The sequence below is a fragment of the Acidobacteriota bacterium genome, from assembly GCA_040754075.1.
In the GTDB taxonomy this organism is placed as follows: domain Bacteria; phylum Acidobacteriota; class Blastocatellia; order UBA7656; family UBA7656; genus JBFMDH01.
Genome location: JBFMDH010000018.1, coordinates 52,113 through 68,495, shown reverse-complemented (window position 1 = coordinate 68,495; position 16,383 = coordinate 52,113). Strand labels below are relative to the sequence as shown.

The window sequence follows — 16,383 nt, the reverse complement described above, 5'->3', positions numbered from 1 at the left end:
GCTAAACCGGCTGCCTCAAAAGTTCGGGAACCCCCTGACGAGCCAGGCTTAGAAGTTTATTGATTTTGTCTGGCAGGCATTCCGCCTGCTGCCAGTAGAGGCGATAGGCTTTGGTTAAAAATTGCGCCGTCAGGTGCCACCTGAGCCGTTCGACGCAAATCGGTTTGAGTTTCGAGTAATTGTTCAAAAACACCCTTGATAACGATATTGCCAGGTTTGCATCAATCGGTTGGGTGAGTAAATCGACAATAAAATTGGCTAAATCCTGCATCGGGTCACCGATTGCCAGTTCATCGAAATCAAAAAGCGCAATTTGGTTTCGATGATAAAGCAACTGATTGATATGAAAATCGCCATGAATCAGGGTTTCGTTGACCGGCGGAAGCTTTGAGTTGACCGCCTGTAGTTGATGGTGAATTGCCGTGATGGTTTCACGCTGTTCTGGAAAGGCATTCAGCAATTTACCGGCTTTTTTCCGGCATTCGCTGAGAATTTCATCAACCGTAATCCGGTTTCCGACCTGCCAATCAAGCTCATGAAAATTGGCGAGTCCTTGCGCAATGGATTTGAAAATTGCCCGGTTGCTGCGGGCGTTGATGAGTGACAAAAGCGATACGCCGGGCAAGGCTTGCTGCCAGATGGTGCGGATTTCCGCAACGTAATCCAAAGGTCTGGCAATTTTAAAGTTGAGCTTTGATTGACCGAGCAAACGCCAAAGATTTTGGTTTCTTTGATAGATTTCTGCGCCGCTATCATCTGCGAAGGTTTTGCCGTATAACACCAGATTGGCGATTTTATCCCGGTGTTTAAAAGATATTTCAAAACGTGTCGTACAACGAATCTCCGGTCGATAATTTACCACCGTCGTTTGCAAGGCGGTTAAATGCTCAGGGGATTTGCAGGCGATGTGTTGATAGGGGAAGTATCGTTTAACGGATTGCAACCGCATGATGTCTTGAAGACTGGTAAGCGTGGGGTCATTGGGAAATGACCAGACCAACATATCAAAATCTGCCAGATGCGATAATGCCATGCCGAATTTTGGTTGCGACAATCGTAAATTCAGCGTCTTGGAAAATTCCCGGTCGCTGGCATGCGGTGGAAAAATTTTGGCATATAAAATGTGGTCATCAACTGCGCCATTTTCGCGTCTGCTAATTCCCAGTTGGTAGCAAATCGAAAGAAAAGATTTTTCATTCGATTGATCCTTTAAAAAAGTTTTATAACGGGAGTTCAAAATGCGACAACGGTCAATCTGCAACTGATGGTGTGAAAAGCCCGGCAGATGATTTTGTAAAACGGTTCTCGCCGCATCAGGGTTAGTAAAAATTTCCAGATTTTGCATGTTCGCCTTCCTGATAAGATTGAGTCGAAGGGTGAGTTGAAGACTCTTTTCACCCTCTATTTACAGTGGCAAAAAAAACTCGATTGATACGATAAAATCGGGTTTTTTATGCGGTCTCGAAAAATGGCGTATTGGAGTTGCTTGAACATTGCAATTCCAATGGGTGGGTAAACCGGCAAGACCTAGTTTTTATAGTTAATAGTTTACAGCCGATTTTAAAGGGGTTTTGTTTGAAAATAATTTTTGATAGCGATGCCCATATCTCATCAACGTCTGGTGCGAACCCTGTTCGATGATTGCCCCGTTTTCAAGCAGAAGAATTCTATCGGCTTCGGCTGCCGATTGAATATCGTGGGTGATGAGGATACAAGTCCTTCCGTCCATCAATCGTTTCAATGCGTCTTTAACTGCGCCTTCGCTTTCAACGTCAAGCCCGCTCATGGGTTCATCAAGGATTAAAATCGGGGTATTACGAATGAAGGTTCGGGCAATCGCGATGCGTTGTCTTTGTCCACCTGAAAGGGTGCCGCCGCGTTCGCCGACAACCGTTTGATAACCTTGCGGGAGATTCATAATAAATTCGTGAGCATTGGCGGCTTTGGCGGCAGCCTGGATTTCTTCTATCGTGGCATCGAGTTTACCGTAAGCGATATTTTCCTGAATAGTGCCGCTGAATAAGATGGATTCCTGCAAAATAATGCCGATTTTTTGTCGTAAGGAATCGCGCTGAAAATTACGAATATCCGTTTGGTCAATAAAAATTGCGCCGGATGTGGCATCAAAAAATCTTAACAATAAAGCTGCAATGGTTGATTTGCCTGCGCCGGAATTTCCAACCAGCGCGAGGTGTTCGCCTCTGGGAATTTTGAGCGATATTTGATTCAACACATTGTTCCCGTCGCCATAATCGAAGGACACATTTTTAAAACAGATTTCACCCTGAATCGTTGTCGCCTTTATTGCTGTGGGCAAATCTTTAACGCCGGGTTCGGTTTCCAACAGTTCGCTGATGCGTTGCGCGCAGACAACGGTTCTGGAGAACTTTGAAGAGAATTTTGCGAGATTACGCACAGGTCCGTAGAGCGCCGTCAGATAAGAAGAAAAGACCAGCACATCGCCGGGCGTTAAGGCTCCGTTTAAAACCTGTAGCGAGCCAAGCAAAACGACAACCGCGGTTCCCGAAGCAGTTACGATTTCAACGGCGCGTGCGGCTGCCGCTTCGAGTCGCGCCGTGCGAATGCTCTCTTCCAGGTTTTCCATACTTTGGTTTTCAAATCGCTTTTCTTCGTACTTCTCTCTGCCGAATGCCTGAACCACGCTCATCGATTGAAGAATTTCATTGATGCGCGAGGTGACTTTCCCTTCGGCATTTCGTTGTCGCCGAACGGAATCGCGGATTCGCAGGTAACGGTAAAAACAGAGAAAGACGAGAATCGGGAAGGTAATCAATACCACCAGACTCAACTTCCAACTCAAGGTGAGCATTACTGCAAAAATCCCGATAATTATTAATAATTCCGAAAAAAAGGTCATCGCATAATCGGTAAATATCTCGCGTATACCGTTGGTGTCGCTCGTCACCTTGGTAATCAATTCGCCGGATTTTATTCGCTTATGAAAAGTGATCGACAGACGCTGAATGTGAGAGAACAACTCGCGCCTTAACGCATGGGCTAATTTATAACCGATACGCGAAACGATGAATGCCTGTAGATACCCCGCGAGACTTTTGATGCCGCTTATCAGAATAATCGAAGCGGCGATGACGATAACCGAAAGGGTTTTGTGGGTTTGTAAAGAATCGCCGATATGACCTGAAAAAAAGGTTGACGGTTTATCTAATAGGACATAATCAATAATGATTTTTAAGGGCCAGGGGCGCAGTAAATCCGCCCCCGCGACACAAAGCGTGCTCAGTAGCGCAGTGATCAGGCTCCACCTGGCTTCACCAATGTAGCCGCGCAGGATTTTTCGCAATCGTTCATTTTTGATTATCGCCATATTTTAATTCCTGAGCATCGCTTCGGTTTCAGCTAATATTTTTTCGAGATGGAATAAGCCTTCACTTCGGTAGCGGCAAATTGCTCGTTGCGCGCGTTCGGCAAATAGCGCAGCGGCAGTGTGCCAGTTGAGCGCCTGATGAGATGGAAGTTTCTTTACGGATTGATAACCATCAACAAAGGCATTAGCCAGGGATTTCTCCTGGCTTTCACTGAGTAATCCGATGATTTTTCGATAGCGCAACAAGGCGAGAAAACTGCCAATGTCATTACTCGCATCGCCAAGGCTCACCTGGTCTAAATCAATCAGTGTCAGTTTACCGTCATCCATTAATCCGTTTTTGGGGTGAACATCGCCGTGTAACACGGAGATCATCTCTTTGAATTTTCCTGATTGTTTAACTAAACATCGGGCAATCCGGTTCACCGGTTCGCTAACCTCCGGGCGAACTTGCGAGATGATGTGCGCCGTATGGTTAATTTTTTTCTCTGATAATCTACCGAAAACCCTAAGCCCTTCGGGTTGGGGTAACGCATGCAACCGGGCAATCGCTTCACCAAAAAGCGCAAAGCCGGTTAGCTGCTCGCAAGCGGTTAAATCGGCGAGTCTTTGTCCGCGAACCGTCTCAAGAAAAATGAGCTGGTATAGAGGCGAATAATCTAAAACCTTCGGGATGCGTAAAGGCGAACCGGAAGTTTTGATTTTTTGTGTCAGGAGATTGAAAATCGCAAACGGGCATTCCTCAATTTTTGCATAGAGTTTGGCGTAAGCGATGGCTTTATCGGTTTCATTTAGACATTGAACTGTCACACATTTTTCGGGAGCATAGGCGATGATTTGACTTTTACACCAGCGTCCATCCAACTGCTTGGCGAGCGTTTTTGGCGGCGATTCGAGGATATCCAGATTGGCAATTTTTCGGTCATGCGGATAGCTGTAAAAAATCGTGTTGAGTTCATCATCAATAAATTGTGATGGTGATGGTGATTGTATGGTTGAAAGTTGACCGGCGGTTTTCCAAAGACGTTGAGGATAGGTTCGCCCTACCAGATAAACCGTTCGCTCACCGATTTGATATTGATGTAAAAATCTGAGACTGACTCCCGGACGATATTTCACACGCAAACATTCACCCTGTTCGAGCCTGACGCCGGTTGAATTTCCGAATCGTGATGAAAACCGTTTGCCAAGCTTTTCAGGACAAACCAGAAAATCTCTATGTGGAAACGCAGGATCGGCTATCAGAGCCGCTTTCGCGGTATTTGTCATAACCCCCTCCCGTCGTCAATGTGCAAGCCTACTTTCATATCCCACGTCAGCCAACGGATTGGCTTATCGGCAAAATTAAATTTTTCCGTGAATTTTATTTCGTTGTGGATTTCCTGAACCTGACAGGCTTGTAACATCAACTCCTCACCGCTTTCGGTGGTTCGCAGCCATCCGGCAGAAGCCGTGAGTTGGAAATTTCCAAGATGAAATTTTTGCGGTTGAACGATTGCCTCGGCGCTGATGACCAAGTGGTCTATGAGATTGGTTTCTTTCCCCAAACCGGAAATTTGAATACGAAATAATGAGGATTGCCCGTTTTCCAACACGGTTATTTTCGGAATCCGGTTTTGCTGATAAGGGTAAATTAATGTAAAGAAACGCGCCTCCGTTTGTCCCTGTGTGGAAATGCTGACGACCGGCGCAGGGTATTTAACGCCATACTCCGGCGCGTACCAACCCTGGGCGATTTCAGTTTGATAAATCGGCGCGGAAATGAGCTGGAATTTTGATGATTGCAGGATTTGATTATTGCGATGAGTAAACATGCGCAAATCATTCTGCGCATCCGGCGATAGATGAAAGCGCAAATCGTAATGATGCGGTTGTTGCCCGATAAGCTGGTCGTTGATCAACCAGTATTCGCGGTTGACAAAAAAAATTCGTCGGGTATGAACAACTTCATATTGCCTGCTTTCCACCGTGCCAATCAGCACATCGAAATCGGGTGCGGTGAGTCTTGCGGATAACTGACTGCGTGCGACCGAACCCTTCAATGCTTTACCGCGACGATAAGCGGTTTGGTCGAGTCCATCCACACAAACTGTATTATGTGCTTTTGTCCCTTTAAACCAGTGACGCAGGTTGGGTTCTCCTTCATTGTAAGTGAAACGACCGGGGTCAATGATTAACGGATTGCGGTTCGCAAAAATTTCGACGTTGAGCGAATCATAATGCCCGTGACCCCCATCACCGAGAGGTCCGCAATCGAATACCAGAAATTTTTCCTCGTCAAAATGTTCAACCTCTTCACCCCACCCGCTTCGTTGAAAGAAATAGCCACCTTTGTGAAAGCTGGCAAATTTTGAAACCGGCGCAACGCCTTTCCGCCCCTTGCTCGCAACATAAATAAAATCCGAACGGTTGAGTAACTGGCCAGCTAAGCCAAGCAAATCCAGATAACTTCCGGTATCGCTATCGGAGAGCGCCGGAATCCATCCATCCGGGCGGTGACAATGCAGGGCAAATTCGCAGGCGCTGACTAATCGCTCTTTGTAGGCGGATGAAAATTCGATACCCAAGCGGCGACCATTTGCCAATGCTCCTATAAAACTTCGCAACACCGTCATGTGGTAATGGGTGGACTGTTCACGGTGAACACCGTCGGCGAGAATATCGGTTTGAATATTTTCTTCCAGATTTTCAACAGCGAATCTTAATAGACCGCTATCCTGATCAAGCGTTGGGAATGCCAGCGACGCGATAAACAAGGCATAGAGTTCAAGGGTTCGATGGTTGCGTTCGGTTGTCAGGTTTTGTTTTAGATAATCAATTTGGTGATAAAGACTGGTGTATATTTTTTCGGCGGTTTTATAAGAAAATCCCGGAAATCGTGAGGCATCCGCAAAGCGGTTCCAGGTATAAATCCAGTTTTGAATACGCCGCGCCGTCACATCGCTTGAATCAAATCCCACCGGAACCTGCTCGACCCATGAATCAATCAGGGTTTTCCAGGTGTCTAAATATTTCGAGTCGCCGGTTTTTTCATAGGCATTCGCAAGGTTCAACCCGTAATAAAATTTACTCCACTCAATTCGGTATTCATCATCTTCGGGAAGCAATTCGGAAAACCAGTTGGGCGGTAATCCTAAATGCAAAGTCATTCCGGCATGCGTGAACAGTCCACGGCAAACCTGATTGGCAATCGCTGTATCCTGATAGCCATTTTCGATGATGCAGAAAACCGGACGCGGGCGTTCGGGAAGTGGATTTTTAAGTCGGGCAATCACGCGATAGCCTCCTTGAATATACCTGCAAGATGGGCGGCAAAACGGTCGCCATCGAATCGTTGGTGAACGGTTTGTTGCGCGCCCAACGCCACCGCTTGAGCCAGTGGTTTATCAAAACTGAGGTGCAACAAAGCTTCTGCCAGGGCTTCCGGGTTGTCCGGTGGAATGAGCCATCCATTCACTCCGTGGTGAACGATTTCCGGTATACCACTGATGCCGGTTGTGATGATGGGCAACCCGCAAGCCATCGCTTCTACCAAAACATTGGGGATTCCATCACGGTCGCCGTTTTCCAAAACTCGACAGGGCAAACAAAAGGTGGTTGCTTTGCGGTATTCGTCGAATAGTTGTTTCTGAGTCATCGCCTCGACCAATCGAATCCGATGGCTAAGCGAATAATTCGCGATACGGTTTTTGAGTTCACTTTCCTGCTCATCGGGTTGTCCGATGATTAAGGTTTCAAAATCGACGCCACGTTGATTCAAAATATTGCAGGCATCGATCAAGGTATCAAAGCCTTTTTTACGCACCAGACGACCGACTGAAAGCAGGCGAATTCGCCCATTTTTACTGGGGTTTTCTGTGGTTGCCTGTAATAACCGTGTGAAATCGGCATTCAATCCGTGATAGATGCAATGGACTTTTGTAGAACTGAGTGGTTGCAGGTATTCACGATTCGCATCCGTGCAGGTCACGACAAATTTTGCGGCATCCATTTTTCGTTTGAGTAAACCCGCAGGGTTGAGCGTATCGCAATAAATGTCTTTCGCATGCGCGGTGAACGAAAATTGAATGCCGGTGATTATCGAAGCCAGCCAGGTAACTGTCGTTGCGCCGTGGCAGAAATGGGCGTGCAGATGTACGGCTTCGTTTGAGCGTAAAAGGTTATCGGCGATGAATGCCGCCTGTAAAAATTCTTTGAAATAAACTTTTCGCGGTGGCGACCAGAAAGTTTTCCGCGCTCTGATTGCCTGTGCCAGCGCCAGACAAAACGCATAAATGGTTTTGACAGGGTGATGAAAAAATACGCGCAGCAATGCCGGAAGAAATGCGCCAAGGTGGCGAGCCAGCCAAATCAATAAAAAAGTCCCGGAAAGCGAAGTGGTTGCCGGTAGATAGACCGGTTTTGCCTGAATGCTTTCGATGATTTCATGGGTTACCGGTTCGTCTGCGGGTTTGATAACCAGAAGTTTGATTTTAATGCCCAGTTGTTCCAACCGATATATTTCGCTGGCAATAAATATTTCCGACAGCCTGGGAAAGCCTTTTAACACGTAAGCAAGGGTGACGGATTCGGTTAAATTGTTCGATGGATGTTTATCCATAAATTCGCTCCAACAGGTCACAAAATTTTTCACTACATCGCTGCAAAGCAAAATTGGCGGTTATATATTCTCTGGCTTTATTGCCAAGCGATTGACGAATGGCGCGATTTGGTGCGAGCGATTCAATGGTTTCGCGCAAATGATTGACATCTTTTTCCCGTACCAACAATCCGGTTTGTTGGTGAATGATGGCGGTTCGGATGGCGCTGACATCGGATGCAATAACCGCGCGCGCACTTGCCATCGCTTCGAGAATGACATTTGGCAATCCATCTCTATCGCCGGTTGAATCGATGACCGATGGGACGATGACCACGCTGGCTTTGCGAAATTCTTCCGGGAGTTGGTTATGAGTGAGCGCGCCGCAAAGTTTAACGCGATTGCTGAGGTTCATCTGGCGAATCAAAGCCGAGAGTTTTTCTCGTTCTGCGCCTTCACCGATGATGCGTAACCGGAAATTAAATTTGAGATTGGCAACCGCGCGGATTAATACATCGAAGCCCTTTTTCTCAACCAATCTGCCGACCGCTAACATTTGAAAGGTATCGCTTTCAGGTTCCGTCGTTGGGGTGAAGCGGTCAAGATTGACGCCGTGTGGCAGCAGGTAAACATTTGCATTGATGCGATTGATTTGGTTTGCGACATCCTGATTACAGGCAATCACACAGGCAGCATTTTCTACGCGACGGTTTAATTCCTGCGGAGCCAGTTTTCGCGCATCTCGCGCGTGGGTGCTGAAACTGTATGGCAGGCAGAGACGCTTTGCGGCTTTCATCGCCACCGTCGTCGGGCGATGTGCGAAGTAGCCGTGAATGCCTTTGAGGTTTTTATCTTTCAAAACTTTCGCCAGACTTGCGGCTTGCGAATTTTCATCCGCATCAGGAAGCGGATGAAGCAGGGGAAGTAAATGTTCGACTCCCGGTTGCCTTACGCCGTCGCCCGCCTTGGTTGAAAAGATAGCGCCTAATAGACCCCGGTTTTTGAGCGCCAGTAATTCGCCAATGGCAAAGGTTTCAGAGCATCTGGGAAAGCCGCTCATCACCACAGCAAGTTTACCTGTATTCATAACCTGTCCCTCTCAAGCAGGGATTTCACACGTTGGCGAATACGAGGCAATCCATCTAAGTCGAGCATGGATGGGTTCAGGGTTGCAGGCTTAAAAGCATCCAGAACTTTTTGCATCAAATCACTGGCGGTGAGTTTTTCCGGTTCGAGCAAATCGAAATAACCTTGTGAGGCAAGCAAACGCGCCCGAATCAATTGTTCCATCACGGGTTCGGCGCGCGGAACCAGAATGGCGCGCCGCGCAAAAGATAACATTTCACAAACCGTGTTATAACCTGCCATCGAAACGATGACATCGGCATCGGCATAACGTTTGGTCAGGTCAGCTTCAAAATCGACGAAGTTGACATCAGCCAGATAGCGAAACCTTTCGTGCAATTGATCGCGGACAGATTTTGCCATCTGTGGCCCGAAAACCACTGTGGTTTCGATAGCGATGTTGCGGGGCAACATGGACAAGCCTTCCAGATACGCTTCAATCATCCGGCTGCCGTCGCCGCCGCCGCCTGTGGTAACCAAAACCCTTGGTGGTCCACCCAATCTTGATGAATGTGTTGTCGGGCGTTTCAAGTAACCGCAATAGACGGTCTTTTGTTTGACGGTTTCAGGAAATCCGTATTCTTCTGCGGTATCAAAAATTTCTTTTGAACCATAAATCCAGACTTCATCATAGAATCGGTCAATCAATTCAAACGAGCCATTGCGTTTCAGAACTTCGCGCGTGCGTTCGGGCGCATCGAGAATATCGCGAATGCCGAGGACGAGTTTGGTTTTATGCTTTTTATTTTTTAAGGCCGCAAGCGTTTCCAATAACTCGCCATCCACACCGGACGGGCGTTTATCAACAATCATCAAATCAGGAGCAAACGCCAGAATGGATTTTTTCAAAATCGCTTTGCGGGTTTTTTTTATCTCTTCCGAACAATCGGTTAAAAAACGCGGTTCGTAACGCTCGGCTTCTATGCGATCCAGGCAAGGCAACTTGATGTAATCGACGCCATCGGGAATGCGAAAAGCGTGAATCATTGGTGAACCGGTGACAATCAGAATTGCCGATTGCGGATAGGATTCTTTCAACTCCTGTGTGAGCAATAAAGTTCTGCGAATGTTGCCCAACCCGAAGGTGTCATGCGAATAGAGAATGATTTTATAGGCTTGCGTATCAGGCTCTTTATGATTACCGAGTGCCTGGGCGTGCGGGTGATAAGCGACCTGCGCCGGATGCCACTCCATCTGATTCGGTGGTCGATATTGTCGTAATACGCCGGAATTCCTGCTTGGTGAACTCATGATTATTGAATTGCCTGTAAGGAAGGCTCGGATACCTTTCAAATTTTTTTCCCACAACGAAAAATTCAGGTAAACCAACAGGTCAAGCGGGCGGAACGATTTTATTATGGTTATCTTAATGCTGTTCCTACCCGTAACAGTGATGCATCGGTGCAGAAAAATACATTAGGGATAAATTTTTTGGCGCTTCATTCGGCGTTTTAGCGAGCGCGAGGTTTTCTGTTAAACTACAGGACGTTTTAAAAGAAAGCTGATAGCAAATTAATGAAAGAACGCATCGAACAATACGCCCACGAAAGCATTCAAACCAAAAAAAAATTCTTCGATTCGCAGACGGATAAGCTCATTGAGGCAGCGAATATATTGATTGAAGCTATCCAGAGAGGCGAGAAAATTCTGCTGATTGGCAACGGCGGCTCTGCCGCAGACGCCCAACATATCGCGGCGGAGTTGGTCAATCGCTTAACTTATGACCGCCCACCAATCGCTGCGATTGCCTTGACCACCGACTCGTCGATTTTAACTTCGGTTGGCAATGATGCGTCATTTGCCGAACTCTTTGAACGGCAGGTAAAAGCGTTGGGAAGACCGGGCGATGTGTTGATTGCCATTTCAACCAGCGGCAATTCACCCAATGTCATCCGCGCCGTTCACGCGGCAAAAAATATCAAGATGAAAGTGATTGCCTTCGCCGGACGCAATGGCGGAACGCTTGCCCCGCTTGCCGATTGTGCGTTGGTGGTTGAAGCGGATAATACACAACATATTCAAGAAACCCATATCACCATCGGTCACATTCTATGTGAACTCGTGCAGGAAGCCGTTTTTCCCAATCCTGATTGATTGAGAATAAGGGAGCAATGAAATGAGCCTGAAATTTGATAGCAAACGCAAAGCCACCATTGAAGAAGCGATGGCGCAATTGCCTGGACCACAGGGCGAACTATCGGTCGCCTTATTTGAACACGGGAGTATGCTGGTAAAAATTTATGTGCCGCATAAAACCGATTTGCAAACCCCGCATACCCGCGATGAGGTTTACATTGTCGCGCAAGGTCGAGGCGAATATGTGTGTGAAGAGCATCGCTTGACTTTTGAGCCGGGCGATTTTTTATTTGCCGCCGCCGGGGAAGTGCATCGCTTTGAAAATTTTTCCGATGATCTGGTGGTCTGGGTATTGTTTTACGGGCCAGAGGGCGGCGAACGCAACGCCAGTGAACCGTTACCGATGCTCGATTGAACGAAGATTAAATTTTAGAATTTGCCGTTTGATTGGTTTACCAATCGCTTAATCTGTTGAGCCAACAATGTCGCATTATAAATACGAGCCGTTAGATATTTCAGCACTGTCGACCTACCCGCTGGCGTCACGTTCAAGCAAGGTCACCGTCGAAGATTTCGCCAACCCTTTGAATGATGCCGCAAACGCTAAACCGCTACTCGATTCAATTCCCAATATTCTCGCGGCGAAAGACCTCAGAGAACTGGCGCGGCTGATTCGCCAAGCCAAACTTGGCAAACGCGCCATCATCGTTGGTCTTGGCGGTCACGTTATAAAAACCGGACTTGCGCCAATATTGATTGAGTTGATGAAGCAAGGGTTTATCTCAGCCTTGGTGTTAAATGGTTCAGCGGTCATTCACGATTTTGAAATCGCTTTGGTCGGGCAAACTTCCGAAGACGTAGACGCCACGCTCGGCACCGGCACCTTCGGCATGGCTGAAGAGACCGGCACGCTAATTAACGAGGCGATTACTCAAGGAAGCCTCGTCAATCTCGGAATGGGTGAAAGCGTTGCCAAACGAATTCATTCGATGAATCCACCCTTTGCGAAATATTCATTGCTCTGCGCATCATATGCGGCGCAAATTCCGCTGACCGTTCACGTCGCGGTTGGCACGGACATCACGCACATTCATCGCAACGCCGATGGCGCGAGCATCGGCAAAACCTCTTTACAGGATTTTCGCCTGCTCTGTTCCATCGTTCGCGATTTGCATGACGGTGGGGTTTATTTGAATCTCGGTTCGGCGGTGCTGTTACCGGAAGTCTTTTTAAAAACCGTGACGGTGGTTCGCAACCTCGGATATGAACTGAAAAATTTCACCACCGCGAATTTCGATTTCATTCAACATTATCGCCCGCTTACCAATGTCGTGAAGCGTCCGGTTGCAGGTGTCGGGCGCGGCTTTTCTTTCACGGGGCACCACGAAATCATGATTCCCTTGCTCGCCGCTGCAATTTTAGCCGAATAAATTTTTGGTGGTTGTTTAAAGCGATTTTTTTACGCTCTTAAAAAATGAGCCGAGCACATCGCTTGCCGTGTGACTCGCCGCGCCAATCCAAAGACCGGCAAATGCCGCCAGCAGATATTCGCGTTTAATCGGTTTGATGATTTCAAGGACGCGAGTGAAGGCATCGTGAACCTGAGCCACACTTCTGGTATTTTCCTGATTGTACCAATCCCGCGCATAAAGCGTGAGCGCCACCAAAATCGTCACCACCAGTAAAAAATAGATGATGCGAATAATAGTGCCGAAAAGAATGCCGTGTGAAAATCTCGAACGATGCGAAAAGGCAACTTTATAGGGCCACCAGATGAATCTTAGCGGTCCCCAGCGTGTGTAATGAACGCTTTGGGTATCGAGGTCGGGTCCGAACATCAACCCGCCGAATAATAACCCGACGGTGACGATGGTTGTGAGTAGCCAATCGCGGGTGAAATAGTAGGTTGCCGCCGCGATAGGCAAGGTTAAAAAAATTGTGATTTTATCGTGGGTTCGACCTGATGGCATATGGGGTTATTCAGTCAATAAAACCAATCTGTGGATGAAAATAAATCAACCCATTAAACCGGGCGTTAAGGCGAATTTTTCTCTCCATAAGCCGGCTCAAAATTGCGTGTGGTGTTTTCGGTTACCGAAATGACTTCTTTGGGAGCCTCGATTTGCTGAGGCGCAGTGTCGCGAACGGCTACAGGTTTATCGCGCGCTCTCAAAATCATTTGCCGGTTGAATTCGAGGGTTTTGGAAATTTCTCTGATTAACAGATAAGAAATGCCGAAAACGGTGCCAAGGAGAAAAAATAAAACCGACGCCAACATCCCGGCAGGCGAACCGGTTTTCACCAGATTCTCGACCACCAGAAAAGTCGCGATGAACCCGAATAACGCCACCCAAATCATGGCAAATGATAAACGTCCGACAATTTTATCGGTGTTTCCCGAAGATTTATCTTCAGGATTATTTTCGATTTTTGCGCCACATTGGTTGCAATATTTCAACCCTTGAATCAGGCGATTGCCACAAGTTGAACAGTACATGATTTTTTCCTCCGCCCTGGCTTACGATGCGGGTTTAATGCAGGTTCATTTCAACCTGATGAATGGCGGGGCTTGGGTAAGCGAATTAAATTTCCGCCGGGTCAACTCTTCTTCTATCTCTCAACTCAGCCAGTCGTCCGCCGTCCCAGGTCGAAGTGATGCCGTAGTGGTCGCCTGCAAAAGCAAGTCCCGCGACTTTTTCGGACTGGCAATTGGGGCATACGGCGAGTAAGCCTTTGGCAATGTGCGAACAGTTTGAACAGACGGTAAATTCCGGGCAAAACACCAGACCGGAACAATTGGATTGATAGAAAGCTTGAGAAATCATGCGCGCCATATCTTCGGATTGTGGCGATTGCTCACCAAACCAGACTTCGGTTGCGGCATCGAGAAAGCCGAATTCGTGAAAAGCGCCTTCGGCTTTGATGCGGTCGAGGATGGAATAATGTGAACTTGAAATCAACCGCGCGCCATCGGTGTAATAAATCGCGCCCGATTCCAGATCGCCGCAAACCACTTTTGCCGCCGCATCCCCGAAAAACCGCCAATCCAAACGCGCCAACCGACTGGCAGTCATTTCCGAGGTTTGACCGGTCAACACGAATTTCACCTTGTGTTTATTCGACAGTCTTTCGGTTTCGCGTTTGAGATGGGTCAATACTTTAAGCGCAAATTCCATTGCTTCGGTTGAGGTGTCGAGATTGGCGTCATAAAGCGTTCGGCAGAGTTCATTGAGTCCGACGATGGCGATGCCGTGGGTTGACCAGTTGAGTTTAATAAACGGCGCGCCGCTGGCTCTGGTCGTCAATCCCGCAAGTGGCCCGCTGTCACCGAGCGCCAGGAGCTTTTCCAGAAAGACACGCTTTTCCAGATGCGCCTGTGCAGCGATTTCCATCACCCGGCTGAGTTCTTCAAACACCCGAACGTGATTATCGGCAGCAAGAAATCCGACGCGCGGCAAATTCAGGGAAACGGTTTGAAATTGGACGGCGCGCAGCGCGTGATTGGCGGCGCGTTCCAATCCCTTTTCATCATTGATGCCATAGCGTCTATAAAAGGCGGTTTCATCTTCGCGGTCAAAAGCAATCACCAATCCACCGCGTTCTACCGCTATACGACTGGCAATATCTAAAACGGCGCGATAGCCCGGAATGGCATTGAAATGCTGGTTGATGTGCAAAATCAAACGCGGCGTCAGGAAAGCCCGACCCGACCCATCGCCTTCGAGAAAGGCTTCAAGCAATGCCGTTGCAAAACGATGCGCCTCGTCATTGAACTCGCCATAAGTTTTTTGCAATTCCTGCCCGCCTGCGCCGATGGCTTTGCGCTGTTTCAAATAGGCAGGGGCGTCCCAATCCAGATGTAAATCGGCGGCAATCACCTGACCGCCGCGCGCCACCGCCGGAGCCGAAAATTCAAACACCAGATTTTGCGCCAGTTGTTTGATTTGCGCTTCGCTGAGGTCGGATAAAAACGGCGCGATGGCGAAATTCAACGAATCCCAGATGACCGGACCAGCCAAAAAACCCTGTAAAGACGCGGAAAATTTGATGAGATGGGCGACCAACACCTCTGCGCGACGTGCCGGGCGCGAACTCGCAAACCCTCTCGGCAAAGCGATGCCGAATTGTTTCAGATAATCGACGGTTGAGATTAATGAATGTGGGCGGTCAATCGCGCCGATGCCGTGAATATGTATATCGCCGACCGCGTGGGCATTAGCGATGGGTTCGGAAAAGACATTTAAAATGGCGTATTCGCGTTTGATGGCTTCGGCGAGAATCAAACTGGTGCCTTCAGGCCCGTATGGTTGCGTAGCATTTTCGCGGGCGGTGCTATGAATGATGCGGTCAACATCATAAAGCGGCACACCGAGGCGCGTGTGCGAACGGTGCGCGTCTTCAAGTCCGAGTTCAAGGAGTTTGGCGTCAACCAGACCGCGAATCAGCGAGGAACTGAGCGAACGAAAACCGAGTTTATGAATGAACTGTTTGACTTCGAGGCTGATGTGATTGGCAAGGTCAGGGTCGATACCGGCTTCGCGAACCAGAGCGTCGGCGATGCGTTGCGAATCAAAAATCGCGACCTCTTCATCCGAACGGCGGACGAGCAGTTCGAGTTCGCCGATGTCTTCGGTGGCTATCAGGTCTTTGGTTTCGGTTTGAAAATCGCTTGGCTCCATCGCTGAGGTAAGATACTGGTTTTAGAGAGGGGAAGCAAGGATTGGAAAATTCAAAAGCTTATTTCCAAGCTGAAACTTTGATTGACTTGAATTTTCCAATTGTATATTGCATAAACCGGAAAACTTCTTTAAACATTAAATTGCATGGTGCCTGACCTTTATCAGAGAATCGAAAATGATTTACGAGGAACTTATCTCGCTTCGGAAACTGACTTCACCGATGAGTCAATTAAGTTTCGTCAACATTCAATATCAAATCCACTGAATTCTTTTAGCTTTGGGTTTCCCTTCTTTCTTTTTCGTGCAACTAATAATGGAATAACCAACATTTCGGGCTCCCTATCCGAAGAGTTCAAGTTTACTGAGATATGTGGCTTTCAGGCTGATCCGGGTTTTCCCTCCAGTTGTCCAGCGCAAATCAAAGTGGAAATCAAAATTGGCAGTCAATTGATTCATAAAGTAATTCGTTTTCCTATTCATTATTTAATTCCCCCTCCCGCATTCTTCTCAATGAAAGCCTTGATGGCACGACATCAAATACCCGACAGAAGCCCGAAATATCTACTTATCTTTAGAAC

13 protein-coding genes are annotated in these 16,383 nt (G+C 47.7%); 3 read left to right on the top strand and 10 right to left on the bottom strand.

Annotation, left to right across the window (positions count from 1 at the left end; translation table 11 throughout):
- Window position 1 precedes the first annotated feature (1 nt).
- From AB1757_18890 to AB1757_18860, 7 genes are all read right to left on the bottom strand, one after another.
- Window positions 2-1,345: an aminoglycoside phosphotransferase family protein gene (locus tag AB1757_18890; protein MEW6129113.1), complete on the bottom strand. Its 1,344-nt coding sequence runs from the start codon at window positions 1,343-1,345 to the stop codon at window positions 2-4.
- 195 nt (window positions 1,346-1,540) lie between these two features.
- Entirely contained in the window at window positions 1,541-3,346 is a 1,806-nt protein-coding gene (locus AB1757_18885) for an ABC transporter ATP-binding protein (GenBank protein MEW6129112.1), read from the bottom strand.
- Window positions 3,347-3,349: 3 nt separating this feature from the next.
- Complete coding sequence (locus tag AB1757_18880) at window positions 3,350-4,615, bottom strand: phosphotransferase (GenBank protein ID MEW6129111.1); 1,266 nt, start codon at window positions 4,613-4,615, stop codon at window positions 3,350-3,352.
- The gene (locus AB1757_18875) at window positions 4,612-6,621 is read right to left on the bottom strand and encodes an alginate lyase family protein (protein ID MEW6129110.1); all 2,010 of its coding nucleotides are present in this window, start codon (window positions 6,619-6,621) and stop codon (window positions 4,612-4,614) included. Before AB1757_18875 ends, AB1757_18880 begins: the two co-directional genes overlap by 4 nt.
- A complete protein-coding gene (locus tag AB1757_18870; protein MEW6129109.1) occupies window positions 6,618-7,946 on the bottom strand; it encodes a glycosyltransferase family 4 protein in 1,329 nt (442 codons plus the stop codon). Before AB1757_18870 ends, AB1757_18875 begins: the two co-directional genes overlap by 4 nt.
- Entirely contained in the window at window positions 7,939-9,012 is a 1,074-nt protein-coding gene (locus tag AB1757_18865; protein MEW6129108.1) for a glycosyltransferase, read from the bottom strand. The genes AB1757_18870 and AB1757_18865 overlap by 8 nt, the downstream gene beginning before the upstream one ends.
- The gene (locus AB1757_18860) at window positions 9,009-10,301 is read right to left on the bottom strand and encodes a glycosyltransferase (protein ID MEW6129107.1); all 1,293 of its coding nucleotides are present in this window, start codon (window positions 10,299-10,301) and stop codon (window positions 9,009-9,011) included. Before AB1757_18860 ends, AB1757_18865 begins: the two co-directional genes overlap by 4 nt.
- A 264-nt stretch (window positions 10,302-10,565) precedes the next feature.
- Here AB1757_18860 and AB1757_18855 point away from each other — a divergent pair, with 264 nt between their 5' ends.
- From AB1757_18855 to AB1757_18845, 3 genes are all read left to right on the top strand, one after another.
- Window positions 10,566-11,144, top strand: coding sequence for a D-sedoheptulose 7-phosphate isomerase (locus AB1757_18855; GenBank protein ID MEW6129106.1), 579 nt, complete (start codon window positions 10,566-10,568; stop codon window positions 11,142-11,144).
- A 22-nt stretch (window positions 11,145-11,166) separates the two neighbouring features.
- On the top strand, window positions 11,167-11,541 hold the full coding sequence (locus tag AB1757_18850) for a cupin domain-containing protein (protein MEW6129105.1): 375 nt from the start codon (window positions 11,167-11,169) through the stop codon (window positions 11,539-11,541).
- A 67-nt stretch (window positions 11,542-11,608) separates the two neighbouring features.
- Window positions 11,609-12,556: a hypothetical protein gene (locus tag AB1757_18845; GenBank protein MEW6129104.1), complete on the top strand. Its 948-nt coding sequence runs from the start codon at window positions 11,609-11,611 to the stop codon at window positions 12,554-12,556.
- Between the two features lie 15 nt (window positions 12,557-12,571).
- On the opposite strand, the gene AB1757_18840 is transcribed toward AB1757_18845, so the two are convergent.
- The 3 genes from AB1757_18840 to nrdD all read right to left on the bottom strand — a co-directional run bounded on the left by AB1757_18840 (window position 12,572) and on the right by nrdD (window position 15,805).
- A complete protein-coding gene (locus AB1757_18840; GenBank protein ID MEW6129103.1) occupies window positions 12,572-13,096 on the bottom strand; it encodes a metal-binding protein in 525 nt (174 codons plus the stop codon).
- A gap of 65 nt (window positions 13,097-13,161) precedes the next feature.
- Complete coding sequence (locus AB1757_18835; GenBank protein ID MEW6129102.1) at window positions 13,162-13,623, bottom strand: hypothetical protein; 462 nt, start codon at window positions 13,621-13,623, stop codon at window positions 13,162-13,164.
- 85 nt (window positions 13,624-13,708) lie between these two features.
- Window positions 13,709-15,805 (bottom strand): anaerobic ribonucleoside-triphosphate reductase, encoded by a 2,097-nt coding sequence (gene nrdD, locus AB1757_18830; GenBank protein ID MEW6129101.1) that lies wholly within the window; start codon window positions 15,803-15,805, stop codon window positions 13,709-13,711.
- Window positions 15,806-16,383: the final 578 nt, after the last annotated feature.

What these genes read in the sequence shown, in the direction of transcription:
- AB1757_18865 (MEW6129108.1), bottom strand. Translation starts at nt 9,012, where the DNA reads ATGAATACAGGTAAACTTGCTGTGGTGATGAGCGGCTTTCCCAGATGC.
- AB1757_18880 (MEW6129111.1), bottom strand. Translation starts at nt 4,615, where the DNA reads ATGACAAATACCGCGAAAGCGGCTCTGATAGCCGATCCTGCGTTTCCA.
- AB1757_18890 (MEW6129113.1), bottom strand. Translation starts at nt 1,345, where the DNA reads ATGCAAAATCTGGAAATTTTTACTAACCCTGATGCGGCGAGAACCGTT.
- AB1757_18840 (MEW6129103.1), bottom strand. Translation starts at nt 13,096, where the DNA reads ATGCCATCAGGTCGAACCCACGATAAAATCACAATTTTTTTAACCTTG.
- AB1757_18845 (MEW6129104.1), top strand. Translation starts at nt 11,609, where the DNA reads ATGTCGCATTATAAATACGAGCCGTTAGATATTTCAGCACTGTCGACC.
- AB1757_18870 (MEW6129109.1), bottom strand. Translation starts at nt 7,946, where the DNA reads ATGGATAAACATCCATCGAACAATTTAACCGAATCCGTCACCCTTGCT.
- AB1757_18850 (MEW6129105.1), top strand. Translation starts at nt 11,167, where the DNA reads ATGAGCCTGAAATTTGATAGCAAACGCAAAGCCACCATTGAAGAAGCG.
- AB1757_18835 (MEW6129102.1), bottom strand. Translation starts at nt 13,623, where the DNA reads ATGTACTGTTCAACTTGTGGCAATCGCCTGATTCAAGGGTTGAAATAT.
- AB1757_18860 (MEW6129107.1), bottom strand. Translation starts at nt 10,301, where the DNA reads ATGAGTTCACCAAGCAGGAATTCCGGCGTATTACGACAATATCGACCA.
- AB1757_18885 (MEW6129112.1), bottom strand. Translation starts at nt 3,346, where the DNA reads ATGGCGATAATCAAAAATGAACGATTGCGAAAAATCCTGCGCGGCTAC.
- AB1757_18855 (MEW6129106.1), top strand. Translation starts at nt 10,566, where the DNA reads ATGAAAGAACGCATCGAACAATACGCCCACGAAAGCATTCAAACCAAA.
- nrdD (MEW6129101.1), bottom strand. Translation starts at nt 15,805, where the DNA reads ATGGAGCCAAGCGATTTTCAAACCGAAACCAAAGACCTGATAGCCACC.